Annotated in this window: 22 protein-coding genes and 1 pseudogene; 4 read left to right on the top strand and 19 right to left on the bottom strand. The window is 48.3% G+C overall.

All coding sequences use genetic code 11. The features are described 5' to 3' along the window. Positions 1-91: 91 nt before the first annotated feature. The 17 genes and pseudogenes from tatC to DESAL_RS07720 all read right to left on the bottom strand — a co-directional run. Positions 92-853 (bottom strand): annotated as a pseudogene (gene tatC, locus DESAL_RS07795) (twin-arginine translocase subunit TatC); the annotation flags it as partial. A gap of 236 nt (positions 854-1,089) precedes the next feature. After that, positions 1,090-1,428: a Sec-independent protein translocase protein TatB gene (gene tatB, locus DESAL_RS07790; protein WP_015851433.1), complete on the bottom strand. Its 339-nt coding sequence runs from the start codon at positions 1,426-1,428 to the stop codon at positions 1,090-1,092. Positions 1,429-1,807: 379 nt separating this feature from the next. Next, positions 1,808-3,355, bottom strand: a complete 1,548-nt coding sequence (gene guaA, locus DESAL_RS07785) for a glutamine-hydrolyzing GMP synthase (protein ID WP_015851432.1) — start codon at positions 3,353-3,355, stop codon at positions 1,808-1,810. A 12-nt stretch (positions 3,356-3,367) separates the two neighbouring features. After that, on the bottom strand, positions 3,368-4,825 hold the full coding sequence (guaB, locus tag DESAL_RS07780) for an IMP dehydrogenase (protein ID WP_015851431.1): 1,458 nt from the start codon (positions 4,823-4,825) through the stop codon (positions 3,368-3,370). Positions 4,826-5,212: 387 nt separating this feature from the next. Beyond that, the gene (locus DESAL_RS07775) at positions 5,213-5,920 is read right to left on the bottom strand and encodes an ABC transporter ATP-binding protein (protein WP_015851430.1); all 708 of its coding nucleotides are present in this window, start codon (positions 5,918-5,920) and stop codon (positions 5,213-5,215) included. After that, entirely contained in the window at positions 5,913-6,716 is an 804-nt protein-coding gene (locus DESAL_RS07770) for an ABC transporter ATP-binding protein (RefSeq protein WP_015851429.1), read from the bottom strand. Before DESAL_RS07770 ends, DESAL_RS07775 begins: the two co-directional genes overlap by 8 nt. Beyond that, positions 6,709-7,932, bottom strand: a complete 1,224-nt coding sequence (locus tag DESAL_RS07765) for an ABC transporter permease subunit (RefSeq protein ID WP_015851428.1) — start codon at positions 7,930-7,932, stop codon at positions 6,709-6,711. Before DESAL_RS07765 ends, DESAL_RS07770 begins: the two co-directional genes overlap by 8 nt. 68 nt (positions 7,933-8,000) lie before the next feature. Beyond that, positions 8,001-8,903, bottom strand: a complete 903-nt coding sequence (locus DESAL_RS07760; protein WP_015851427.1) for a branched-chain amino acid ABC transporter permease — start codon at positions 8,901-8,903, stop codon at positions 8,001-8,003. Between the two features lie 76 nt (positions 8,904-8,979). Beyond that, on the bottom strand, positions 8,980-10,095 hold the full coding sequence (locus DESAL_RS07755) for a branched-chain amino acid ABC transporter substrate-binding protein (protein WP_015851426.1): 1,116 nt from the start codon (positions 10,093-10,095) through the stop codon (positions 8,980-8,982). Positions 10,096-10,574: 479 nt separating this feature from the next. Further along, the gene (locus DESAL_RS07750) at positions 10,575-11,198 is read right to left on the bottom strand and encodes a tetratricopeptide repeat protein (protein ID WP_015851425.1); all 624 of its coding nucleotides are present in this window, start codon (positions 11,196-11,198) and stop codon (positions 10,575-10,577) included. Then, on the bottom strand, positions 11,188-11,328 hold the full coding sequence (locus DESAL_RS20040) for a CcmD family protein (RefSeq protein WP_015851424.1): 141 nt from the start codon (positions 11,326-11,328) through the stop codon (positions 11,188-11,190). Before DESAL_RS20040 ends, DESAL_RS07750 begins: the two co-directional genes overlap by 11 nt. 169 nt (positions 11,329-11,497) lie before the next feature. After that, entirely contained in the window at positions 11,498-12,163 is a 666-nt protein-coding gene (gene ccsA, locus DESAL_RS07745) for a cytochrome c biogenesis protein CcsA (RefSeq protein ID WP_015851423.1), read from the bottom strand. Positions 12,164-12,197: 34 nt separating this feature from the next. Beyond that, a complete protein-coding gene (locus DESAL_RS07740; RefSeq protein WP_015851422.1) occupies positions 12,198-12,875 on the bottom strand; it encodes a heme exporter protein CcmB in 678 nt (225 codons plus the stop codon). Next, entirely contained in the window at positions 12,868-13,548 is a 681-nt protein-coding gene (locus DESAL_RS07735) for an ABC transporter ATP-binding protein (protein ID WP_015851421.1), read from the bottom strand. The genes DESAL_RS07740 and DESAL_RS07735 overlap by 8 nt, the downstream gene beginning before the upstream one ends. A gap of 10 nt (positions 13,549-13,558) precedes the next feature. Then, positions 13,559-15,436, bottom strand: a complete 1,878-nt coding sequence (locus DESAL_RS07730) for a heme lyase CcmF/NrfE family subunit (protein ID WP_015851420.1) — start codon at positions 15,434-15,436, stop codon at positions 13,559-13,561. Between the two features lie 81 nt (positions 15,437-15,517). Continuing rightward, complete coding sequence (locus tag DESAL_RS07725; protein ID WP_015851419.1) at positions 15,518-15,934, bottom strand: cytochrome c maturation protein CcmE; 417 nt, start codon at positions 15,932-15,934, stop codon at positions 15,518-15,520. A 13-nt stretch (positions 15,935-15,947) separates the two neighbouring features. Continuing rightward, positions 15,948-17,009: a hemolysin family protein gene (locus tag DESAL_RS07720; protein ID WP_015851418.1), complete on the bottom strand. Its 1,062-nt coding sequence runs from the start codon at positions 17,007-17,009 to the stop codon at positions 15,948-15,950. Between the two features lie 253 nt (positions 17,010-17,262). Here DESAL_RS07720 and DESAL_RS07715 point away from each other — a divergent pair, with 253 nt between their 5' ends. Next, positions 17,263-18,276: a glycosyltransferase family 9 protein gene (locus tag DESAL_RS07715; RefSeq protein WP_015851417.1), complete on the top strand. Its 1,014-nt coding sequence runs from the start codon at positions 17,263-17,265 to the stop codon at positions 18,274-18,276. A gap of 102 nt (positions 18,277-18,378) precedes the next feature. Here DESAL_RS07715 and nadD read toward each other — a convergent pair whose 3' ends face one another. Both nadD and DESAL_RS07705 read right to left on the bottom strand, forming a co-directional pair. Further along, complete coding sequence (gene nadD / locus DESAL_RS07710) at positions 18,379-19,029, bottom strand: nicotinate-nucleotide adenylyltransferase (protein WP_015851416.1); 651 nt, start codon at positions 19,027-19,029, stop codon at positions 18,379-18,381. A gap of 71 nt (positions 19,030-19,100) precedes the next feature. Beyond that, a complete protein-coding gene (locus DESAL_RS07705) occupies positions 19,101-20,360 on the bottom strand; it encodes a glutamate-5-semialdehyde dehydrogenase (protein ID WP_015851415.1) in 1,260 nt (419 codons plus the stop codon). Between the two features lie 308 nt (positions 20,361-20,668). On the opposite strand from DESAL_RS07705, the gene DESAL_RS07700 reads away from it, so the two are divergent. The 3 genes from DESAL_RS07700 to DESAL_RS07690 all read left to right on the top strand — a co-directional run bounded on the left by DESAL_RS07700 (position 20,669) and on the right by DESAL_RS07690 (position 23,904). After that, positions 20,669-21,319 (top strand): tetratricopeptide repeat protein, encoded by a 651-nt coding sequence (locus DESAL_RS07700; RefSeq protein ID WP_015851414.1) that lies wholly within the window; start codon positions 20,669-20,671, stop codon positions 21,317-21,319. Between the two features lie 153 nt (positions 21,320-21,472). Further along, a complete protein-coding gene (iorA, locus tag DESAL_RS07695) occupies positions 21,473-23,317 on the top strand; it encodes an indolepyruvate ferredoxin oxidoreductase subunit alpha (protein ID WP_015851413.1) in 1,845 nt (614 codons plus the stop codon). Beyond that, the gene (locus DESAL_RS07690; RefSeq protein WP_015851412.1) at positions 23,317-23,904 is read left to right on the top strand and encodes an indolepyruvate oxidoreductase subunit beta; all 588 of its coding nucleotides are present in this window, start codon (positions 23,317-23,319) and stop codon (positions 23,902-23,904) included. The genes iorA and DESAL_RS07690 overlap by 1 nt, the downstream gene beginning before the upstream one ends. Positions 23,905-24,036 lie beyond the last annotated feature (132 nt).

The following is a 24,036-nucleotide window of genomic DNA, read 5'->3' as shown; positions in this document are numbered from 1 at the left end:
CGGGTTCTTCTGCTTCAGGCTTTTTTTCAGCCGTAGATTCGGCTTTTGCTTCAGAAGAGCTGTCTTCAGCGGTTGCAGCGGAATCTCCACCGTCAGGACCGGAATCATCCGGACCGTCATTTTCAGGATCAGCATTTTTCAGCTTCCTGCCGCCACGCTTACCGAAGAAGTAGGCCACCCAGATACCAATCTCATAAAGAATAATCAGCGGCCCAGCCATCAAGGTCTGAGTCATAACATCCGGAGGAGTCAATATTGCGGAGCAGATGAAGCAAACCAGAATGGCATACTTACGCTTTTCACGCAGACCTTCAGCAGTGACGACCCCCAGTCTGGCAAGGAAGAAAATGAACAACGGCAGCTCAAAGATAAGCCCGAAAGCAAAGAGCAGCTTAAGCGAAAAGCCCAAGTATTCACGCAGGGTCGGCATAGGTTTAATAAATTCATCAGCAAAGCCCATGAAAAACTCACAGCCGAACGGAAATACCACGTAATACCCGAACAATGCTCCGCCCACAAAGAAAAATGCGGACAGGAAAGCCAGCGGAATCATCCACTTACGTTCATGTTCATAAAGTCCCGGCGCAATAAAGCCCCAGACCTGGGCAAAAATATAGGGAGATACAGCAAAAATCCCGGCCACAAAAGCAACCTTCAAGTAGGTGACAAAACCTTCAGGCAGGGAAGTAAAAATCAATGTTGAATCAGGCGGCAGAACCGCAACCAGCGGTGCCATGAGCAGGGAAAAAAGCGGTTTTGCAAAGGAATAGCAAGCCAGAAAACCGATACCGCACGCAATCATAATCCTGACAAAACGGCGGCGCAGTTCTTCAAGATGCTCAAGGAAAGTCATGGGAGCTTCTTCTTCATCAAGCTCGTCATCATCCTCCGCATCTTCATCAGCGGCTGAATCATCTTCAGACACAGCAAGTCCGTCCGCATCCTTTTCAGCAGGCAGCCCGGCTTCGAACTCAATGCTTTCGGCGGTTTCCTCTTCGGGATTTAGAGATTCCGCAGCAGTCTCTTCAGCCTGCTTTTTTTCTTCAGGACTCTCCTGCCCTACTTCACGCGAATCTTTCTCCGCTGAACTCATGCTTTCTCGCTCTCGGTCTTAGGTGCTTCAGCAACCTTTTCAGTCTCGTCAGCCGCCTGCTGTTTTTCAGCTTCAGCCTGACGTGCTTTTTCCATAGCTTCTGCTTCAGCTTTCTTACGTGCAGCCTCGCGCTCAGCGTCTTCTTTCTGTGCTCTTTCTTCGTCAGCAGCAGAAATTTCAGCATCAAGAGTGTTTTTTACATCATTAGACATCTTCTTCACTTCGGAAAGGCCTTTACCAAGATTCTTGATAAGTTCCGGCAGTTTCTGGGGTCCAATGAGAATAAGGGCTACAACCAAAATTACGATAAGTTCTGTAGAACCGATACCGAACATATTAATTCCTTCTTCGTTGCGACAATAAAAACACGCTAATGCGCGGAAAGCCGACACTGACCTAATTTATGCCTAGCATAGGCTTTTTCAAAATTTGCTGACGTCTTGTAACCGATTTCTAAAACTTTATCTACGTCTTATCTCCATAGAAATTCAGAGTAATCGGTTAGCTTTTAACTATTTACAAATTAATGTCCAAAACACATAGCGCACTAGCAACGCAATTTAATAGGACTTCCTTCTTATCTTGCGTTTTACATCGTACGGTTAAAAACATTTGCTTGATAAGGAACCAAGACCTTCAATACTTATTTTCACAAAAAAAATGCCTCCGACAGAATGTCGGAGGCATTTAATTAACTCATTTGCGAGGGAATAATTATTCCCATTCGATGGTTGCCGGCGGCTTGGAGGAAATATCCAGAACCACGCGGTTAACACCTTTAACCTCGTTGATGATCCTGTTGGACATACGTGCGAGGATATCGTTGGGGATGCGGGACCAGTCAGCGGTCATAGCATCGATGCTGTCTACGATACGCAGTGCAATGACGTGCTCGTAAGTACGGTCATCACCCATTACGCCGACAGTCTTGAGAGGCAGCAGAACAGCGAAGCCCTGCCATACCTTGCGGTACCAGCCGGAGGCATGCATTTCGTTCTGTACAATCTTGTCAGCCTGACGCAGGATTTCAAGACGCTCTTCAGTGATTTCACCCAGAACACGGATAGCAAGACCCGGACCGGGGAAGGGCTGACGCCAAATAATGAACTCGGGCAGACCAAGCTCGTAAGCAACCTTACGTACTTCATCTTTGAAAAGTTCACGCAGAGGCTCAACCAGATCGAGATCCATATCTTCGGGCAGTCCGCCAACGTTGTGGTGGGACTTGATGACCGCGGAGGGGCCTTTGAAGGATTCGGACTCAATAACATCGGGGTAAAGAGTACCCTGTGCGAGGAATTTTACATCCTTGAGTGCGCTTGCTTCTTCGTTGAAAACATCAATGAAGGTGTAACCGATGAGCTTGCGCTTCTTCTCGGGATCTTCAACACCTTTGAGTTTATCAAGGAAGAGTTCTGCGGAATCAACGCACTTAACGTTGAGTTCGAAGTGCTCTTCGAGGAAGCCGATAACTTCTTCACGCTCGTGCATACGCAGCAGACCGTTATCTACGAAGATGCAGTGCAGACGCTTGCCGATGGCTTTGTGAAGAAGAACAGCAACAACAGTGGAGTCAATACCGCCTGAAAGACCGAGAACCACCTGGTTGTCACCGATTTTTTCGCGCATTTCCTCGATGCAGTTCTCTACGAAAGAGGACATGGTCCAATCAGCTTTGAGGCCTGCAACTTTGAAAACAAAGTTATTGATGATGGTGGTACCGCTCTCGGTGTGTGCCACTTCGGGGTGGAACTGGAGTGCGTACATTTTCTTTTCTTCGTTAGCCATTGCTGCGAAAGGAATAGACTCGGTAGTACCGCAAACTTTAAATCCCTCGGGGATTGCTTCAACACGGTCACCGTGGCTCATCCATACGGTGAGCTTTTCGATGTCTTCGATTCCTTCAAAAATAGTGCAGCTGGAATCGCCTTTGAATTCCGCACGGCCGTATTCACGGTCCTCGGAAGAAACAACGCGACCGCCGAGATCGTTGGTCATGAGCTGCATGCCGTAGCAGATGCCAAGCACGGGAACGCCCAGTTCCAGCAGGGAAGGATCAAGCTGCGGAGATTCATCTTCCAGAACAGAGGAAGGTCCACCGGAAAGAATCAGCGCACCGGGATTGAGATCCTTAATCTTCTGGGGATCAACATTACAGGGGTGAATTTCGGAATACACACCCGCTTCACGGATTCTACGAGCGATCAGCTGAGTAAACTGAGACCCGAAATCCAGAATAATTACTTTATTATCGTGCTGCATGACGACTCCTGATTAATAGGAATCAACCCGGTAGTTGGGTGCTTCCTTGGTAATAATTACATCGTGAACGTGGCTTTCTTTGAAACCGGCTGCAGACATGCGGGTGAACTGTGCTTTCTCAGCCATTTCAGCGATATTAGCACAACCCACATAACCCATACCGGAACGGAGACCGCCGATCATCTGATAGATGCTGTCGGATACGGGCCCTTTGTAAGGAACGCGTCCAACGATTCCTTCGGGAACCAGCTTGTTGGTATCCTTCTGGAAGTAACGGTCAGAGCTACCCTTCTTCATTGCGTCAATGGAACCCATGCCGCGGTAGAGTTTGTAGCTACGACCCTGATAGAGAACTTTTTCACCGGGGCTTTCATCAGTTCCTGCGAACATGGAGCCCATCATTACGGTATTTGCACCCGCAACCAGAGCTTTAACAACATCGCCGGAGAACTTGATACCACCGTCACCGATTACGCAGACTCCGCGCTCCTGACAGGCACGAGCTGCTTCCATGATAGCGGTGATCTGCGGAACACCTACACCGGCAACAACGCGGGTGGTGCAGATGGAACCGGGACCGATACCAACTTTAACAGCGTTTACACCGGCATCAATAAGAGCCATAGCGCCATCGTAAGTTGCAATGTTACCGCCGACAATCTGAACATCGGGGTAGCAGGAACGGAGTTCCTTGATTGCTTCAAGAATGCCCTTGGAGTGACCGTGTGCGGAATCAAGGGTCAGGAAGTCAACACCGGCAGTGATCAGTGCGGAGCTGCGCTCCATGAGATCACGGCCAACACCTACAGCAGCACCTACACGAAGGCGTCCTGCGGAGTCTTTAGCTGCGTTGGGGTACTTCTTAACCTTATCAATATCCTTAATGGTGATCAGGCCGGTCAGCTTGTTTTCTTCGTCAACAACCAGCAGTTTTTCAATGCGGTTGGTATGCAGGTGACGTTTTGCCTCTTCAGTGGAGGTTCCCTTCTGCACGGTAACGAGATTACGGCTGGTCATCACTTCAGAAACGGGCACATTGCGATCAGTAATGAAACGGACATCGCGGTTGGTGATTATACCTACAAGGTGCTCACCTTTAACAACCGGGAAACCGGAAATTTTGAATTCAGCCATGAGATCGAGAGCTTTGCCCACGGTGTCATCGGGATGAACCACAATGGGATCGGTAACCATACCGGACTCGGATTTTTTAACCCTCTCAACTTCACGAACCTGATCACGTACGCTCATATTTTTATGAACAACGCCGACACCGCCGTGACGGGCCATCTGGATCGCCATCTTAGACTCGGTGACAGTATCCATTGCGGCACTGACCAGTGGGATTCCAAGAGTGATCTCTTCGGTGAGTTTGGCGGATACGTCCACACTATCGGGAAGAACTTCCGAATAGGCGGGCAAAAGCAGAACATCGTCAAAAGTCAGAGCCTGACCTACTACCTTTTCCATATTGCCCTCGCAAAATGATTTGAAATATTAGCTAAAAGAAAAGAGAAATCATTACATATGATTCCTCTCAAAGGCGCGCTCCGGTCATTTTTGGCGATCTACCGGGCAGCGGCACCATCAGTTTCTCAGGGGTTTTGGCAGGTTCTTCCCTGCCGGGAATTTCAATCTTTGATAAACTGATTATATACTTTTTTGCACCGGACTCAAGGCCGTAACAGAAAAGTTATTAAAAGTGTTCGGCCCCGCATATGTGCAGGGCTGATTTTTGTCAATAATTAATTTGCCACCAACAAACCTTCAGAGTCCGGAGAACCCTTTTGGGAAAGGGTTCTCCGGACTCTCATAAAACTTTTCTCACGGCTTTGCCGTTTTAATTTTATAATTAAACTACAAGCCAAGATATGCCTTCTTGATATCTTCGTTGGCGAGGAGTTTGTCACTACTGTCGGAAAGGATGATTTCTCCATTTTCCATTACATATCCACGATGAGCAGTTTTCAAAGCAAGGTTTGCGTTCTGCTCTACCAGGAAAACAGTGGTGCCGCTTTCCTCGTTAATCTTTTTCACGATCTCAAAGATCTGGCGGATAATCAGCGGGGCAAGACCAAGGGACGGTTCATCCAGGAGTAAAAGCTTTGGACGAGCCATGAGTGCGCGGGAAATGGCCAGCATCTGCTGTTCACCGCCGGAAAGGTTACCGCCAAGCTGCTTGCGACGTTCATAGAGGATGGGAAAAAGCTCAAATACATGATCCATGTCAGCCTTTACCCCGCTCTTGTCGTCACGCAGGAACGCACCCATATCAAGGTTCTCGGTAATGGTCAGGTCCGGGAAAATCAGACGCCCTTCCGGAACCTGTGAAATACCCATTTTTACGATCTTATCCGGCTTAGTCTTATGAATCGGCTCTCCATTGTAGAGCACTTCACCTGTTCTCGGCGGCACGACACCGCTGATAGTCATCAGAGTGGTGGTCTTCCCTGCACCGTTGGCCCCGATAAGGGTGATAATTTCTCCCTGCTCTACTTCGATATTGATATTACGAAGGGCCTGAATATTACCATAAAAGGTGTTTACATTCTTAAGTTTAAGCATCGACGAGTTCCTCCCCGAGATAAGCCTTGATTACAGCGGGGTTCTCGCTGACTTCCTTAGGTGTGCCGTGGGCAATCTCGCGACCGTATTCAAGCACAAACAAACGGTCCGACAATGACATAACCATTTTCATATCATGCTCAATGAGCAGAACTGAGATGTTGTGCTTATCCTTGATGGAAACGATAAGCTCTTCAAGCTCTGAGGTTTCCTGCGGGTTCATACCTGCCGCAGGTTCATCCAGAAGCAAAATGAAAGGATCAGTTGCTAAAGCACGAGCAATCTCCAGCCTGCGTTGCGCACCATACGGAAGGTTACGGGCCAGTTCGTCCGCATACTGATCTAGACCGAGTTCCTGCAGAAGTTCATAACTTTTTAGGATGGTCTCCTGCTCTTCTCTACGGGTTCGGGGATCACGAAAAACTGCACCGAGGAAAGTAGCCTTAGTCCGGCAATGACAACCGATCATGACATTTTCAATAACCGACATGGACGGAAACAGCCTGATATTCTGGAAAGTACGGGCCATTCCCAATTCGGTTACATGATTTGGCTTCATGCCATTGATGCGTTTAAAGCCTTCACCTTTGGGATCGATATTAACATCACCCTCTGTCGGAGTATAGATTCCGGTAATGCAGTTAAAGAAAGTTGTCTTACCTGCCCCGTTTGGTCCAATAAGAGCAACAATCTCCCCTTCCTTCACATCAAGATCAACATCATCAAGAGCACGCAATCCACCGAAATCCTTGCTGACACCCTTAACTTGGAGAACTGTTCTTCTTTCATTACTCATGGGCGCCACCTAAAGCCTTTTTCACTGCGCTGATATCAATTTTCTTCCGAACATCACGAACCAGTCCCTGCGGCCTGAAGACCATAACCAGAACCATGGTCGCGCCGAAGATGAGCATACGGTATTCAGAAAAATCCCTCATGTATTCGGGCAGCAGAATCAGCACCAATGCACCGAGAATAACCCCGAGGATGGAACCCATACCACCGAGAACAACAATGGAAAGAATAATTGCCGATTCAAGGAACGTGAATGACGCAGGGTTGATGAAAGTGGTCTTGGCAGCAAAAACAACCCCTACCATACCGGCCCATGTAGCTCCCAGCGAGAAGGCCATGAGCTTGGTTTTCATCTTATCGATACCCATAGCCTGACAAGCGATCTCATCCTCACGCAAGGCCTGCCATGCACGCCCGATACGGGAATTCTTAAGCCTGTTAACCACGAAGATGGTAAAAACCACCAGAACCAGCATCAAATAATACATAAAGTTGATCTGGGCCATGAATCCTTTGGCGAGGCCGAAGAATTCAGGACGGGCAATATTGGAGATACCGGCCGGGCCATGAGTAAAGCTACCCCAGTTTTCCAGCACAAGACGAATAATCTCACCGAAACCGAGGGTTACGATAGCCAGATAATCACCGCGCAGGCGCAGTACCGGAAAACCGAGCAGTATACCGCAGAAGGCTCCCAGCAGTGCTCCAAGCGGCAATGCCACCCAGAAGCTGATTCCCCAGTACATATTCATAAGTGCGTAAGAATATGCGCCGACAGCATAGAAAGCTACAAAACCAAGGTCCAACAGTCCGGCAAGACCGACAACAATATTCAACCCCAGACCAAGCACTACATAGATTAGTGCCGAAGTCATGACGTTGACTTGATACATTGAAAACAGTTTGGGAAATGCGATTGCAAAACCGGCAACAGCAATGACCGCAGGCCAGAAAAATTTCGGATTAGCCAGTAATTTATTAAGAATCGTAATTTTCTCAACACTGGATTGTTCTTCCGCCTTCTTGCCCTTTTCTTTGCGCTCAAGCATATACCGCCAGAGAAATGAAAGGACAAAGGCCGCCGCACCCACATATAAAACCCGGTCCAAATGCCAGGTGACAGACTTATCAATGGTGTTCACGAAGACCCCCATAATAGGCAGGGTCAAAAACATGAACCACAATGAAGCCAGAATAGATTTTTTCAAGCCTTCCATATTAAAAGATATCCATTTTTATCATTTTCAATCAGCGGGAAGCGGTTCCCGCACCATCAGCCTTGCTGTTATACCTTCTGGGTCTTAGCCTTTCCAAGCAGTCCGGAAGGTCTGAAGATGAGGATCAGAACCAGCAGTGCGAAGGCGAAAACGTCTTCGTAGTCACTGGAAACGTATCCGGTGCAGAAACTTTCGGTCCAGCCGAGAATAAGGCCGCCCAGCATAGCGCCGGGAACAGAACCGATTCCGCCAAGAACAGCGGCTGTGAAAGCCTTGATACCTGCGATAAATCCAATAAAAAAGTTGATCTGCCCGATATGCGAGGCAATAAGAACACCACCGACCGCCGCAAGTGCGGAACCGATAACAAAGGTGGCTGAAATAACCTGATCAACGTTGATACCGACAAGCATGGCCATTTTACGGTTTTGAGCCGTGGCGCGCATGGCCTTACCCATTCTGGTAAATTTGATAAAAAGGTTAAGGGCAACCATGACCACAGCGGCAACGACAATAATTACAAAGTCGGATGAGCCGATCATGGATTCAAATTTTCCGAGAAAGTGAAATTCGGGAATAAGGTTAGGGAAGGAAAGAAAATCGGAAGTCTGGGAAAGCATCACATAGTTCTGGAGAAAAATGGACATACCGATTGCAGAAATGAGCGGAGAAAGTCTCGGCGCATCACGCAGGGGGCGGTAAGCAATCTTTTCAAGAGTATAACCATATGCAGCAGCGTAAATAATAGCTGCAATGGAGGCCAGAACAATGATGGAAGCCGCTGGAAAGCCGAAGCTGGTCAAAATACCTGCGACAACGAGTCCCACAAAGGCCCCGATCATATAAATTTCGCCATGGGCAAAGTTGATCAGTTCAATAATGCCGTAAACCATGGTGTAACCAAGAGCGATAAGCGCATAAATGCTTCCTCTGGTCAGACCACTGAAGAATAATTCCAGAAAATATTCCATTTGGACCCTGCTGAATCAAGACTCAGGGGACAGGCAATACACCTGTCCCCTGAACCGGAATTGCTAAAAAAGAAGCCTAGTTAACTTCTACGTACTCACCATTTTTCACCTGATAAACAGCGAAACCTACACCGATTGCATCACCCTTGGCATCGAACTTAATCTTACCTACAGGAGTTTCAACTTCGTTGGTGCGCAGAGCTTCAACGATTTTGTCGTAATCAGTGGACTTGGCGAATTCAATAGCCTTGAGCAGGGCCAGAGCTGCGGAATATGCTTCAAAGTAGAAAGCACCGGGCTCAGCACCGTAATGGGAATCTTTGTACTGCTTGAGAGCAACCTTATACATGGGGTTACCGGTAATGTCCTGAGGACCGGTTGCGTATACACCCTCAGATGCTTCACCAGCGATGTCGATAAAGGTCTGAGCCTTAACACCGTCATCGGAAAGGAAGGGGATGGTCATTTTCTTTTTACGCATCTGGGAAACAACCTTGGATGCTTCAGGATGGTAACCACCGAAGATAACGCCGTCTGCACCGGAAGCCTTAACTTTCTGTACTACAGCGGAGTAATCCACAGCACCGGGAGTTACACCTTCAAAAAGAACAGGCTCAACACCTTTTTCTTTGATGTACTTCATAGTGTACTCAGCAAAACCCTTACCGTAGTCACCTTTGTCATGGATGATAGCAGGCTTTTTGAGGCCGAGTTTTTCAATAGCAAACATAGCTGCCAATGCACCCTGAGCGTCATCGGAAGCGATTGTTCTGAAAAAGTTGGGGTAGTCACCGCTTAAGGTCAGCGAGGGGCTGGTTGCGGAGGGAGACATGCAGACCAGACCGGAATCTTTATAGATGGGCAGAGCTGCCTTGGTCGGACCGGAACAAATGTGGCCGAGAACAACGTTTACCTGATCGGAAAGAAGCTTCATAGCCGCGTTGGTGGCGAATTCAGGTTTGCACTGGTCATCCTGAAGGGAAAGAACAACCTGCTCACCGTTAACACCGCCGGACTCGTTGATAGACTTAACTACGAGCTTGGCAGCTTCAACAGTGGGAAGGCCGTAGGAAGCGAGGTCGCCACTATGGGCACCGGGAACACCGAGAACAATTTTGCCTGCTGATGCAGAACCGAAACTACCGATGGTCATCATAGCTGCGACCAGCAGAACCAGCAATGAACGTTTCATCATAACACTCCTTGACTGCGTTGATTTGGGCCGTTCGAGCCCGGTTACCGTATTCACCTGCGTAACAACTCGTGAATCGCCACAAGAAGAAAACGTGAATAACCCTATCATGTTAATACAGCTGTTGAAAACAGCAGACTACGACAATTCATTGATTAATCCCCGCCAATGTCCAAATCCGGCAAGACGGACATAATAAAATTGCGAGAAAACCAACCTGTCTTGCAGTATTAATTACCCAGCATTGAGCAAACTTGTCAACGTTTGCCTGGAAATCACGAATAAAGTAAACCAAATTAACTTACTCGTAAAAAAATAGTCTGTTTTGGCGCCTTTTTTACCCTCTAAAAGATATAATATTCGGAGCAAACGCTCACCAAATACTTTTTAAGCAAAATTACAACCGAACAAAAACGCAAAAACAAAAAAAGGGAACCCGTTTTTGCGGATTCCCTTTTTCTAATTCTTATTTACTAAAACTATTGCTCTGCGTGAGCGTCCCGTTTCAGTTCTTCTTCTGCACGTTTTTTCATTTCAGCAGAAGACTTGGGATTATCTACAATCTGCTTCAGCTGTGCGTCAGCTTCTTCATGCTTATGCAGATAGTATTTTTTCACGATAGCAGCATTAAACAGCGCCATTGAGTCATCAGGGGTAATAGCCACAATCTTATCAAAAGCCTCGGCAGCCTTTTCAAACTGCTCAGCCTGATAAAAACACATACCCAGACCCATCAGAGCCTGTACATTTTTCGGCTCTACACTGACTACTTTTTCAAAGAAAGTCTGTGCACGGCCATAAGCCCTGATCATCATGAAAGAATTTGCAAGTTCGAGCTGGATTTCCATGTTCTCGGGATCCTTGCCCATACGTTCCATGAGTTCACGTACATGCTTCATGGCATCTTCGCTCATTCCCTCACCCATGCCTCCGGGCATTCCGCCACCGCTGCTGCGCTGCTGGAATTCTACCTTATTGCCGGGGTGGCTCATACGGTAAGTAAGAGATGAAACAAACAATGCAACAAGAGCTAAGCCCAACAGCCAGACAACAGCTTTCTGTCCTCCGCTGAGGGTAAAGTCTTTGAGTGATTTACTTGTCATTATCGAGCATCTCCATCTGCCTGATACGGCGGTCCATGGATGCACCCTTAGCCGCGATAAATGCCAGATAACCGGCAATAACGACCCAAACAGCAACATTAGCAATCAGAAGATATGTTTCACTGTTCATTATATATGTACTCCTCGCCTCCGGCGGCTTAAACCATCTAAAAAGGGTTTGTTCCACTGTCGTTATCCCTAAGACTCGCGGAGGACCGCTCGCCTAAGGGCTAATGCAAGAATCCCAAACTTTTTCAGTAAAGGCTTGCCGCATCGTATGGCAGTTTAGTCATTTAATATTAATCTTGGTCCCAGACCATTTTTGCATCCAGCTGACCGGAAAGCCTTACCTGACGGTAACGCACAGCCAGCAGGACCAGCCAGAACAGACCGAATGCAGCAAGGTTGACCATAAGAGTAGTCAACATTTCAGGCTCCATTCCGCCGCCCTTTGCGCCGATTACGTTGGGATGCACACTTCTCCAGAGTCGCGCAGAGTAAAAAACGAGAGGGACATCTACAAATGCGACAACTCCGAGAACAGCACAGACAAGGGAACGCCGTTCCGCCGACATGGGGGAAGTCCTGAGTACAAGATAAGCAGCATAGACAAACCACATAATTAATGTAGTGGTCAGCCGCGGATCCCATGTCCACCAGACATTCCATGCCGCCCTGCCCCAAATGGAACCGGTTACAAGTGCAAGTCCGCTGAAGATAACTCCGATCTCAGCAGCTGCTCCGGCAATGTAATCAAACTTAATATCACGTTTCAGCAAATACGCCGCACTGGCGAGAAAAACCACGAAAAAACTAATCATGGCCCAAGCCGCCATTGGCATGTGGACATAGAAAATCTTCTGAACAAGACCCATTGTCACTTCAATAGGTGCATACATCCAGATAAGATACTGCCCGGCACAGAGTGCTACACCAGCCAGCAGTGCTGCGATTGCAAGGTTCATTTATAAACTCCGTAAACTATATTAAACGACCAGCCTACTGCTCGCCGCTGTATACAAAAGGAAACAGGATCAGGCCCGCACCACTGAACAAAGCCGAGGCGGCAACAATAATACCCATCCACGAACTTTCGTCCATAAGGTTAACTCCGGAAAATACCGAAGTCATCAATTGTATCGCTCCAAGGAGGATAGGAAGCAACAGGGGAAAAAGGATCACTGAAAGCAATGATTCCCTTGCGGCCTGCCCTTGGGAAATTGCGCCAAGCAAAGCCCCGAGTGAAACCAATCCCCAGTCAGCAGCCAGAAGGGTTACAGCAAAAACTGCAAATGATCCCTTCATATCCTGACCAAGAAATACAATTGTTGCCGGAAGGAATACAAGCTGAGAGCAAATCAACAGCCCGAATCCGGCAAGACCTTTTCCGAACCAGACAGCGTGAAGCGGGACAGGTGATGAAAGCAGTCCCAAACGCGCTTCGTTTGATTCTTCCATTGAGAACAAAGTGTTGAAAACCAAAACCAGTCCGAAGGAGGATGCCAGCCAGAAGATGGCCGAAGCAGCCTGCGGCTCAACCAACTGCCCTGCCGGACGCGATAAGCTGAATACAAAGATCAGCAAAAGTCCGAGAAGAACAGCCTGAGTCAGTCCCTGTCCTCCACCTATAGATAGGCGCAGGTCTTTGGCTGCTATTGTCAATCCACGCTTAAGCATTCTCCCCTCCCAATACGGTTTCAGGGTCGAATTCAGAAGCGGCACCGAGGTAAGCCATCTTGCGTCCGGCCAGTCCGAGAACCCGGTCGGCCAGAGCAGTGTCATGGTTTACATCATGGCTGATCCAGACAATGGCAGTTCCACGGTCACGCATGGCTACAACTTCATCACGAAGTAAAGTGAGTGAAGCCTGATCAAGCCCTGTTCCCGGTTCATCCAGAAAAAGAAGATCCGGATTTACAAGAAATACTCGAGCCAGATTCAAACGCTGAGCCATGCCCCGTGAATAGGAACCGGCCTGTTCTTCGGCAGCACGTTCCAGCCCAACCCTTTTCAGCAGAGCCATCAGCTCTTCGCGAGACGGGGATAAGCCGTACATGGAAGCCCAGAAAGAAAGGTTCGCCACCCCGCTGAGACGCGGATAAATAAAGGTGGAATGCCCGAGATAAGCGGTCTTTTCCGGCTCAGTCAAAATCTCCGCAGCTCCGGCCGAAGGCCTCGAAAGCCCGGACATGATCTTGAGCAGAGTTGTTTTACCCGCACCGTTACGCCCTACTACGAGAAGAATTTCTCCACGCAGTACATCGCAACTGACATCCTTGAAAATCAACCTTGTTCCGAAGAACTTGGCCGCCTTTCTAACCTTAAGAGCTATACTTTCCTTCTCAGCCACTTTAACCCGCCTAAGTCAGTTTCGGTTTTCTAAAAGCCATGAATCCGAACAGGCACATTAAAGTACCGCCGATCCAAAGCCAGTTAATAAGCGGATTAAGGCTCATCTTGAATGTAGCGTTGCCTTCGGCATCCACACTCAACAATGTAGCGTATATTTCGCTGCCGAGGCTGGGGATTACTGAAACTTCAGCAAAAGGCTGCTCAAAGTTACGGTAAAGCCTGCGCTCAGGAGCGAGCAGACCGACAAACTTACCATTCTCGGAAACTTCGACGATTGCGGAAATCTTCGCCATTTCAGGAGTCTGGCCTTCGGTCAGTTTTTTATAAGTCATAGTGTATGTTCCGAGTTGGACGCTTTGCCCTTCCTTGATCACATACTGATGTTCGATTTTGTTGGGTCCGGACCAAGCCACGCCGAGGAATACAAGCGCTACACCAAAATGCAGACCATAAACACCGATCATGGAACGGACTTTACGCAACTGGGGGATAAAGGCGAACACGCCGAGAATTCCCACCAAGGAGGCAATCGCCGCAGCACTGGTAATCAATCCGAGGGGATTGTGCAGGCCGCATGCATAACTGATAGCACCACCACCGATGAAAGCTCCGCCAACCAGATACAGTCCGCGCTTATCAAAAATACCTTCTTTCCAGTTATACCAAGGGCAAACCGTAAAAATAAGAATGATCAAGCTGAACAAAGGCAGACAGACGCGGTTGTAGAAACGGGCATCAAGGCCGATGGGATTAGCACTCCACATCTTGCTGATCACAGGCCACATGGTTCCAAGTCCGACCACAAGGCCGAGGCCGAGGAAAGCCCATGCTGCGATAACCAGCATACCCTGCCTGCTATTCAAGCCGGAAAGGGTTCTGAACTCAGGACGGGGACCGGCAAAAAGCACTGCCAGAATAGTACCGAGGAAAGAAAGCTGAAACAGCAGCAACGGTAATCCCACTCCGTTCTCACCATATGCATGCAGGGACTGCACGACACCGGAGCGCACCAGATAGGTAGCAAAAATACAGAGCAACAAAGTAAGCGCCATCAAAAAGACATTAGTCCGCTGAAGCGCCTTACGCTTAATCTGGATAATGGCTGTATGCATAAAAGCGGAAGCACTTAGCCAAGGAATGAGAGATGCGTTTTCAACGGGGTCCCATGCCCAGTATCCACCCCAGCCGAGTTCCATATAAGACCACCAGCAACCAAGAACGATTCCGGCAGTAAGGAAAATCCAGGCCAGAATATTCCAGTTACGACAGAAAGAAACCCAAGACTTAAGCTCACCGGCAAGGTATGCCGCAAGAGCCAGAGCCGCAGGGCTTGTAAAGCCGGCATAACCGAGGAACAGCAACGGCGGATGGAAAATCATTCCGGGGTTACGGAGCAACGGGTTCAAACCGCGACCATCCGCAGGAGTGGGAACAAGTTCCATAAAAGGATTAGACCAGCTGGTCAGCAGAAGCAGGAAAAAGGCCTGCACCACCATATAAAACAGCCAGTAGTAAAGTCTTGTTTTTTCGGAAAATTCCTTAAAAAGAGGGAGTCTCGAAAAGATTACGCCCATAATCGCAATGGAAAGCATCCAGAAAAGCAGGGAACCGTCAGCTCCTGCCCAGAATGCTGTAAGCGTATAAAAAATGGGAAGTGTATTATCTACGTATTCGTAAATGTATTTAAATGAATAATCTCTGTTAACAAGTGCTATGGTCAGAATGACACTGGCACCAGTAACCAAACCGGCAATAGCCATATTCGCCTTGTCGATAAGGTCCAGCACACTTCTCTTGCCCGTAAGCAGGGCCAAGCATGCATAAGCACCCGCCCCCAACGCCGCAAGCAGGGCGATGAGGAGCAAAAGGTTAGCAAATAGCTGCATATTATATTTACTCCATTACGGATAAAATCTTTATAAAAACGGCAACATCAAGGCAAAAGCCTTGAAGTATAACCACAGGGATCACCCCTCGCGGTTTTCCTTTTCGTACTTGGAAGGACACTTGGTAATCAGGGAGGTGGCTTTGAACAGCTTGTTACCGCCGACAAATGTTCCCTCCACAATAACCTCTACACCTTCCTTAAAGGTATCAGGGACGGCCCCCTTGTAGTCAACGCGGATAGTCCCGGAGCTCTCCTTCTGATCCTTAAGATCAAAGGCAACACCGAGTCCTCCAGCCTTAGTCTCAATATTCTGAGGCGCGACCTTACCGAACAGCCTTGCCTGTCCAAGCTCGGCTTCATCCATGGCAAGGGCCTCTGAAACATTAAGAAAATACACGCTGTCCTGAGAAACGCCTGAATAAATCAGATATCCCAGTCCACCGAGAAAAAGGATCAAGGCGGCAATATAAACGCCTTTTCCACCTTTCTTGGCCATCTCGTACTCCGTTTTATTTCGAAACGTCAGCGGAAGCATCTTCCTTGCTGACGACCAGTTCTTTTCTTCTCCTACGGGCAAGTTCGCGCATGTCTACGACCTGATCAGTCTCGTCCACAATCTCGCTACCGAGGATCTCTTCCATAACATCTTCAAGGGTAACAACCCCTGACATTCCACCGTATTCATCCAGAACCACAAACAGATGCATGCGGCTTTCAAGGAATTTCACCAAAAGCTTATCAAGTGTAATATTTTCCAGTGCAAAACGGACCGGTTTCATCAACTCGGAAAGCTTTACATCGTCATGGTCATCCGCAAGCGCTTCAAAAACGGAACGCCTGTAAATAACCCCGACAATGTCTTCGGGATCATCCCCTTCATAGACAGGAATACGGCTGTGAGGCCATGCACTGTATTTGGCATGCGCCTCAGCTACGGTCATCTCAGCAGGAAGAGAGAACACAACAGTCCGGGGGGTCATAATTTGCTCAACAATTTTGTCGTCCAACGACAAAATGTTAGCAATTGAGAGGGCTTCATAAGGTTTAATCGCCCCGGATCTCCTGGTCAGACTGACCATAGCTCTTATATCCTCTTCCGTGGCCTGCGGTCCTTCCCCTTTCCTGTTAACAAGGCGGGAGAAGATACTGCAGATCCAAATAACCGGAAGAAAAATCCAAATTAAAATTTCCATGGGTCGGGCTAAAACCCGTCCCAGAGGTTCACAATAAACCACACCGATGGTCTTTGGCAGAATTTCGGAAAGAACAAGAATAATGACTGTGAAACCGAGCGTGAACCAAGGCAGGGTTTCAACACCGTAAACAGAAGCCCACGCGGCTCCGGCAAAAGCAGCTCCGGCGGTATGGGCAACAGTATTAAGAGTCAGGATTGCGGTGATGGGACGATCCACATTGGAACGCAGTTTATGCAGGATCGCTCCGGACTTATGACCTTCCTTACGCAGGGTTTCGATCCTGCTCCACGGAAAGGAATAAAAAACGGCTTCACTGACGGAACAGTAAGCAGAAATAAGTGTAGCTACACTGACGGAAAGTATTAATTCCAGCATTAATTTTTGAGTTAAAGTTATTGAATGACGCCATCCGGCATCTATTTGATACTGGCATCAGTATCAGAAGGCAGATAGTGGCGCAATAGAAATAGGGAGACCAGAAGTCTTAATCCCTACGGTTTTGCTACAAAATAAATTTATAAGTTAAAATTAGCAAGAGTTCAAACGGTTAGAGTGAAAAAAATAATCATTACTCCCCACTCCATACAAGATAAAAAGACATTGACCTTTTGAGTTTCGCCATTAAAATATGCGCGCGATGACAAACACAAATCACAAAGTAGTATTCAGGCTAAGCGCCCTTGGGGACGTAGTGCTGACCACTGGCGTAATTGAGTATTGGGCACAAAAGTACAACTGCACCTTCACAGTTATTACCAAAAGTTCCAGCAGCCCTGTATTAGAAAATAATCCTCATATCAAAAATGTCATCAGCCTTGATAAAAAAGACCTTGGTGATCTGGCTTGGGTAAAAAAAGCCGGACAGATTGCCGCCGAATATGAAGGCTGCGAACTCATCGACCTGCACTCCACACTGCGTTCCAGAATCCTTGCCGCACGCTGGAAAGGAAAGGTCTCCCGCTACAACAAATTTTCACTTGAACGCCGCATGTTCAAGATGACCCGCTCCGCCAAACTGAACACCAAGCTTTCGGAACTCAGGGTTACCCAGCGCTATGCCTCGGCCCTTGAAGAAAACATCCCGGCTACATCTGAACTCATACCCAGAATATATCTTACTGACGATGAAAGGGAAATCGCGCACACACTGATTGACGAGCACGACCTGGGACAGGATTTCATTTCCCTGCATCCATATGCCACCCATCCGGACAAAGCGTGGCCTGAAGAAAACTGGATCACGCTCATCAATAAGCTGGATGATGCTGGAATAAAGTGGACTATCATTGGACGTGACGACAATGTTTTTGAGCCCCAGTCAGAAGGCTGCAACTTCACCAGTCAGTTACAATTACGCGAAACATGCGCCCTGCTGGAGAATTCTGCACTGCTGATCACCGGAGATTCCGGCCCCATGCATCTTTCCGCGGCGGTGGGAACCCCCGTAATCGCCATGTTCGGTCCCACTTCAAAGGCTTGGGGATTCTACCCCGCCGGACCACGTGATGTCGTTCTTGAATCTGATATGGACTGCCGCCCTTGCTCTCTGCACGGCAAGAGCAATTGCAAAAAAGACCGGGAATGCCTTAGAAACATCACTCCCGAAGATGTGTTTGAAAAGATTTTAGACTTGATGCGCTAACGCGCTTTAGGAATAAATAGATTTCGCCTCCGGCGTCTTGAACCCTTTTTTTTAAAAAGGGTTCAAGACTCCCAAAATACTTTTATTGAGGCTTCGCCGTTGCTAGCGCCAAAATTTCTTTAGCTTATCACCCTTTTCATTCATGCATTCAGCAACAGCTTTCGGGACCAGCTTGGACACATCCCGTCCCTTTTTCCACTCCTCACGAACTAAAGTGGAACTGATTACAAAATCAAAATCTCCGATAATGTAAATCGACTTTCCGCCCTTCATTTGCCAGACATCTTGCCCGCTTTCGACTACTTCAGGAAAAATACGCTTCAATTCTTGAGACATAGCGCCATGATCAGCTTCTGCCCTACTCACAGCAACAACATTGGCTAATTCTGGAATACTCTGCCAGCCCTTCCATGTAGTGAATGTCTCCAGCGAATCCTGCCCCATGATAAAATAGAGTTCGGCATCTGGATACCGACGAGAGGCTTCGCGCAAAGTATCGACGGTATAGGTAGGGCCATCTGCTGAAATATCAATATCGCTGACACCAAGACCGGAACAGCCCTGTACAGCCTTTTTCACCAGTTCATAACGCAGCTCAGCAGAAAGCATTTCGCCCTGCTCTTTATGATAAGGATTACCAGCCGGAACAAACAGGACCTTATCAAGGCCAAGCCGTTTCAAAACACCGTTTGCGACATCAAGATGCGTCAGGTGAACAGGGTTGAAACTACCGCCAAACAAACCGATTTTCATACTTGGAACCTAAAAAAATACCCGGTGAAAACCATACGTTTTCACCGGGATTGATTTCAAAAAAGTTAATACTAATTTCTAACATCCCAATTACCAAGGAGTACGAACTTAGTTGAAGTAAGTTCAGTTGCCCCCATAGGACCGTAAGAATGAAGCTTGGAGGTGGAAATACCGATCTCCGCACCAAGTCCGAGCTGTCCGCCATCGTTGAAACGGGTAGACGCGTTAACACCGACCATAGAAGCATCAACTTCGCGGATGAATCGCATAGCGCGATCATGGTTCTTAGTCAGGATAACCTCACTATGGTTGGAACCATAGCGGGAAATGTGATCCTGAGCTTCATCCTGAGTGCTGACAACTTTAACACAAAGGATAAGATCCAGATATTCCATACCCCAATCATCGAAATCCGCAGCAATAGCCTTGGGCCCGAGCAGAGGCATCGCGCGAGGACAACCTTTCATAGTCACACCGCATGCTCCAAGCAGAACACCAAGGGAAGGCAGAATTTCCTTTGCAATATCTTCATGGACAAGCAGACACTCAAGAGAGTTGCAGGCTGCGGGCTTCTGAGTCTTGGCATTTTTGATAATGTCCATTGCCTCGGGAATCTCACAATCACTATCTACATACATATGGCATACGCCTTTGTAGTGCTTGAGCACAGGCATTGTTGCCTGAGAGACAACTGCGCGAATCAGCCCTTCACCACCGCGGGGAATGACTACGTCAATATACTCATCCAACTTGAGCAGTTCTCCAACGGCTTCACGGTCAGTAACTTCGACAACCTGTACAGCCTCAGCAGGAAGATCTGCCTTGCCGAGAGCCTTCTGCAACAAAGAAGCAAGCGCAAGGTTAGAATGAATTGCCTCTGATCCACCGCGCAGAATGACTGAGTTACCGGCCTTGAGACAAAGTACAGCGGCATCGACAGTAACATTTGGACGAGATTCGAAAATCATCATAATCACGCCCAGAGGGATACGCATTTTGCCAACCATCATACCGTTGGGGCGGCGTTCCATCTTCTCAATTTCGCCTACAGGATCAGCCTGTCCGGCAACCTCGTTGCAGCCTTGAATCATATACTCCAAAACAGAAGGGGTAATTTCCAGACGCTGCAAGCGGGCCTGATCCAAACCACGCTCTTTAGCTGCATCGAGATCCTTTTTATTCTCTGCAAAAATAAATTCTTTTTCCTGCTCCAGCAAAGCAGCCAGCTCGATGATGGCCGCATTCCTTGCGGTGCCGTCGGCACAGGCTATTTTTCGGGAAGCTTCCTTGGCCTTTACAGCCACAGCTTTCATTGCTTCAGAATGGCTCATTATTCCACCTCAAAAACATTTATATTGACTGAAATATTATTTTTTCCGCCGATTGATTCTTTTTGGCTACTAAGGATATTGCAAAAAAGTCAACTACCATTTACCAATGATAGCCATCAGCAGGAGGTTTTGACGTAAAATATGTAAAATTATTTTTTCTTTTTTTGTCATCTTTTTCAAGCACTTTAGCAATAAGTCAAATTTTACGGGACGTTATTTTAACTTTTCGCTTTTGACCTTTTTGTCAGACTGCATTATATAGCGCACTTCAACTTTGTATAAAATTTTCATGGAGGCTTTCCTTTAAAATGGAAGAACAAAACAACACACAGGACATTCTGAATCAGGTTCACGAATCCACCCCCGACACCCTGCACCCTATCCTTGACTACATTATTAAGAACGGAAAGATGATTGCAGCCGGGGTTGCGGCTATTATTCTTATCGCCGGTGGCGTCTCCGGGTTCAAATACATGAACCAGCAGAAACTGATCAAAGCCCAAAGCGAAATGGGAACTATCCTGATCAAGTACAGCGGAGCAAAACAGGCTGAAGAACTGTCTGCTTTTGAAAAAGATGTTCCCGCATCCATGAAGCCCGCAGTGCAACTTGCCCTCGCCAAGGCATGGATGGACGCAGGTAGTTATGCCGATGCTAAAGCAGTATGGGCTGCTATTGCCAAAACTTCTCCCGAGATGGCACCTGTTGCTGCTCTCGGACAGGCTAAATGCCTGATGCTTGAGAACAAAGCAGGTGAAGCAGTTACCGTTCTTCAGAAAATGAAAGAGAGCGCAGGTGCATCTTACGCATCTTCCATCAACAGACTGCTTGGTGAAGCAGCAGAGAAAGCCGGCAACGCTCAGGTTGCAATTCAGGCTTATCAGGCATTGCTGACCAGTTCTCCTCAGGAAGCTTCTTTCTTTGAGTTCAAAATCAAAGAGCTCAAGGCTAAAATCTAAATTTAACACAGGCTGATCATAAGTGTACGACGGTACACGATAAGCCGCAGAACGGGGCTCCGGCATTAACCATAGGGGCCGGATCCCCGCTGAGACTAACCAGTCGTGCGTTTGTGAACATTCTGTTAACCCCATGACCTAAGGAGCACATTCATGGCTCACCCACTTCTCAAGGACAGTCCGGGCATGAAAAAGCTGCTTCTCGGCAATGAAGCCATTGTCAGAGGCGCAATTGAAGCCGGTATCCAGGTAGTTACATGCTACCCCGGCACCCCCTCCTCCGAAGTTCCGGACACTTTCTTCCGCCTTTCTCCTGAAGGCGACTTCACTTTTGAATACTCGGTTAATGAAAAGGTCGCACTTGAAGTTGGCGGTGGTGCCACTCTCGCAGGTGCAATGACCCTGACCACTATGAAGCATGTCGGCGTAAACGTTGCTGCCGACCCGCTCATGACTCTGGCTTACACCGGCACCCCCGGCGGTATGGTACTGCTTTCCGCAGACGACCCCGGATGCCACTCAAGCCAGAACGAACAGGACAACCGCTACTACGCACGCCTTGCCGGTATGCCCTGCTTCGAGCCTTCCACAGCTCAGGAAGCCAAGGATATGACCCGCGATGCGCTGAATATGTCCCGCGAGATGTCTGCTCCGTTCCTGCTTCGCACCACCACCCGAGTCAACCATCTTCGCGGTCCGGTTGAATACGGTGATATCGCCAAGCTTGCTCCTGCTGAAGGATTCAAAAAGAATCCCGCTCAGTTCGTACCAATCCCGGCTTTTGCCCGCAGAATGCACGTAGATCTTCTTGAAAAGCTAGAAAAGCTGCGTGAAATGGCAGAAACCTCCAAGTACAACAAAATTTCCGGCAACGGAAAAATCGGTATTGTAGCTTCCGGTATCTGTAGAGCTTATCTCGCAGATGCACTGGCTGATACCGGCCTTGCCGATAAATTTAAAATCCTTGAGTTGGGCTTCACTTATCCGCTGCCCACCAAGATGATTACCGACTTTATCTCTTCCGTAGAAAAAGTTGTTGTCCTCGAAGAGCTTGAGCCTTTCCTTGAAAATGAAATCAGGATTCTGGCCCAGAAGAACTCTATTGCAGTAGAAGTAATCGGTAAAGATAACGCACTGCTGCCGCTGAATGACGAATACTCCACCCTGAACATCACCGCGATTATCCGCGAAGTTCTGGGTATGGAAGCCGAAAAGATCGAAAGCTGTCCCGCAGAAGAAGGACTGCCCATGCGTCCGCCGAACCTCTGTGCAGGCTGTACACACCGTGCCGCCTACTACGCAGTTAAAAAGGTATTCGGTCCTGATGCTGTATGTTCTTCTGATATCGGTTGTTACACCCTCGGTATTCTGCCTCCGCTCAACGCTGCTGACTTCCTGCTTTGCATGGGTTCCTCCATCTCCGCAGGTTCCGGAGCAGCAAGAGCCGCAGGACAGACCGTAGTCGGCTTTATCGGTGACTCCACTTTCTTCCATTCCGGCATCACCGGTCTGGTTAACGCAGTATTCAACCAGCACGACATCCTGCTGGTCGTTCTTGACAACTCCACCACCGCCATGACCGGGCACCAGCCCCACCCCGGCGTTGAAACCACCGCACTGGGTTCCAACCCTGCGCAGGTTGACATCGAGTCCATTGTCAAGGGTTGCGGCGTTAACGAAATCCGCACCGTGAATCCGTTGAACCAAAAAGCCCTTACCAAAGACCTTGAAGATCTGAAGGCCATGAAAGGCGTGCGTGTCCTTATCGCTAAGGCCCCATGTCCTCTCTTCGCCCGCAGAACCCTTAAAAAAGCCCCCGGACAGACTGCTTACGTAGTTAATCAGACTGAAGAAGTGCTTAAGGTAATGGAAGAGCTTGCCTGCCCCGCATTTGAAAAAACTGCGGAAGGCGTAGAAATTAACGAAATCCTTTGTTCCGGCTGTATGCTCTGCCTGCAGCTGACTAAAGATATTAAAGCCCGGAAAAGGAGCAGCTAATGAGTGATAGGTTGCGTATATTCATGACCGGGGTCGGCGGACAGGGAACCCTGACAGCCACCAACCTCCTCGCACAGGCGGTTCTTGACTGCGGTATCGATGTCACTGCCGGCGAAATTCACGGAATGGCCCAGCGTGGCGGTGTTGTAGAATCTGCACTTCTCATCGGACTGGCCTCCCCTAAAATCGGACACGGCGAAGCAGACGTAATCCTCGGTTTTGAGCCTCTGGAAACCCTGCGTGCCCTGCCCTACCTCAAACCCGGCGGAACAGTGCTTTCCAGCACCGAATACATTCCGCCTCTTGCCGTATGCACAGGTAAAGCAGAAAACACCCCTCTTGAAATTATCAAGGAAAAGGTTGCTACCTGCGCCGGAAAAGCATACTACCTCCCCTGCCAGTCTCTCGGCCTTGAAGCCGGTGCTGTGCAGAGTGGTAACATTGCCCTTCTCGGAGCTCTCTGCGCCACAGGATGCATTCCCCTTAAACCGGAACAATTGGCCGAAACAATTAAATCAGCCATGAAACCGAAAATTGCGGATATCAACCTGAAGGCTCTGGAACTCGGAGTGAAGGCAGTATCATAAGTAAACAAATCGGCAGCCGCATGTTATCATGCGGCTGTCAATTTTGAAAAACACTATACTAGATCGGGAGGTTACTCCCGACGCGCCAACTAAAATTTTAGGCCGGAACCACGGAGCAGAATCGCTCCGACA

It is taken from the genome of Maridesulfovibrio salexigens DSM 2638 (genome assembly GCF_000023445.1).
In the GTDB taxonomy this organism is placed as follows: Bacteria; Desulfobacterota; Desulfovibrionia; order Desulfovibrionales; family Desulfovibrionaceae; genus Maridesulfovibrio; species Maridesulfovibrio salexigens.
Note: the sequence above shows the minus strand (reverse complement) of the source record. Positions and strands in the feature narration are given on the sequence as shown.

Excerpts from the sequence above, each read along its gene's own strand:
- tatB (WP_015851433.1), bottom strand. The coding sequence starts at position 1,428 with ATGTTCGGTATCGGTTCTACAGAACTTATCGTAATTTTGGTTGTAGCC.
- guaA (WP_015851432.1), bottom strand. The coding sequence starts at position 3,355 with ATGCAGCACGATAATAAAGTAATTATTCTGGATTTCGGGTCTCAGTTT.
- guaB (WP_015851431.1), bottom strand. The coding sequence starts at position 4,825 with ATGGAAAAGGTAGTAGGTCAGGCTCTGACTTTTGACGATGTTCTGCTT.
- DESAL_RS07775 (WP_015851430.1), bottom strand. The coding sequence starts at position 5,920 with ATGCTTAAACTTAAGAATGTAAACACCTTTTATGGTAATATTCAGGCC.
- DESAL_RS07770 (WP_015851429.1), bottom strand. The coding sequence starts at position 6,716 with ATGAGTAATGAAAGAAGAACAGTTCTCCAAGTTAAGGGTGTCAGCAAG.
- DESAL_RS07765 (WP_015851428.1), bottom strand. The coding sequence starts at position 7,932 with ATGGAAGGCTTGAAAAAATCTATTCTGGCTTCATTGTGGTTCATGTTT.
- DESAL_RS07760 (WP_015851427.1), bottom strand. The coding sequence starts at position 8,903 with ATGGAATATTTTCTGGAATTATTCTTCAGTGGTCTGACCAGAGGAAGC.
- DESAL_RS07755 (WP_015851426.1), bottom strand. The coding sequence starts at position 10,095 with ATGAAACGTTCATTGCTGGTTCTGCTGGTCGCAGCTATGATGACCATC.
- DESAL_RS07750 (WP_015851425.1), bottom strand. The coding sequence starts at position 11,198 with ATGACAAGTAAATCACTCAAAGACTTTACCCTCAGCGGAGGACAGAAA.
- DESAL_RS20040 (WP_015851424.1), bottom strand. The coding sequence starts at position 11,328 with ATGAACAGTGAAACATATCTTCTGATTGCTAATGTTGCTGTTTGGGTC.
- ccsA (WP_015851423.1), bottom strand. The coding sequence starts at position 12,163 with ATGAACCTTGCAATCGCAGCACTGCTGGCTGGTGTAGCACTCTGTGCC.
- DESAL_RS07740 (WP_015851422.1), bottom strand. The coding sequence starts at position 12,875 with ATGCTTAAGCGTGGATTGACAATAGCAGCCAAAGACCTGCGCCTATCT.
- DESAL_RS07730 (WP_015851420.1), bottom strand. The coding sequence starts at position 15,436 with ATGCAGCTATTTGCTAACCTTTTGCTCCTCATCGCCCTGCTTGCGGCG.
- DESAL_RS07725 (WP_015851419.1), bottom strand. The coding sequence starts at position 15,934 with ATGGCCAAGAAAGGTGGAAAAGGCGTTTATATTGCCGCCTTGATCCTT.
- DESAL_RS07720 (WP_015851418.1), bottom strand. The coding sequence starts at position 17,009 with ATGCTGGAATTAATACTTTCCGTCAGTGTAGCTACACTTATTTCTGCT.
- DESAL_RS07715 (WP_015851417.1), top strand. The coding sequence starts at position 17,263 with ATGCGCGCGATGACAAACACAAATCACAAAGTAGTATTCAGGCTAAGC.
- nadD (WP_015851416.1), bottom strand. The coding sequence starts at position 19,029 with ATGAAAATCGGTTTGTTTGGCGGTAGTTTCAACCCTGTTCACCTGACG.
- DESAL_RS07705 (WP_015851415.1), bottom strand. The coding sequence starts at position 20,360 with ATGAGCCATTCTGAAGCAATGAAAGCTGTGGCTGTAAAGGCCAAGGAA.
- DESAL_RS07700 (WP_015851414.1), top strand. The coding sequence starts at position 20,669 with ATGGAAGAACAAAACAACACACAGGACATTCTGAATCAGGTTCACGAA.
- iorA (WP_015851413.1), top strand. The coding sequence starts at position 21,473 with ATGGCTCACCCACTTCTCAAGGACAGTCCGGGCATGAAAAAGCTGCTT.
- DESAL_RS07690 (WP_015851412.1), top strand. The coding sequence starts at position 23,317 with ATGAGTGATAGGTTGCGTATATTCATGACCGGGGTCGGCGGACAGGGA.